A 375-nucleotide genomic window follows, 5' to 3' on the forward strand; every position below is an offset into this window, starting at 1 on the left:
CCAGCTGGCCGGCCAGCTGGAGCAACTGGGCGACAGCACGTTGCAGGGGGAGGTGGCGTCGGCGCGCCTCGAGCAGTGTGAGCAGTTGCTTACCGACCAGCAGAGCGTGCGTGCGGCTGCGGGCGATCGGCTCGAGCAGGCGCGCCAGCGTCAGCAGCAGTGGCAGCAGCAGCTGGGCCAGTTGCAGGGGCGGCTCAACCAGACCCGCGCCGAGGTGAACGGCCTGCAGGAGCTGCAGGCCAAGACCCGGCTTGCCCGCCTCAAGCTGGAAGACGAACAGGCCGGGCCCCTTGGCGGGGAGGGGGAGAACCTGCAACCGGCCCTCGATGCCCTGGCGGCGGAACTCTCGCTCTCCCGCGCCCGCCATGAGGAAGC

At 71.2% G+C, this 375-nt stretch carries 1 pseudogene; it reads left to right on the forward strand.

The window, feature by feature from the left end:
• Window positions 1-375 (forward strand): annotated as a pseudogene (locus BN1120_RS20690) (chromosome segregation protein SMC); the annotation flags it as partial.

It is taken from the genome of Aeromonas caviae, assembly GCF_000819785.1.
Classification (GTDB): Bacteria; Pseudomonadota; Gammaproteobacteria; order Enterobacterales; family Aeromonadaceae; genus Aeromonas; species Aeromonas caviae.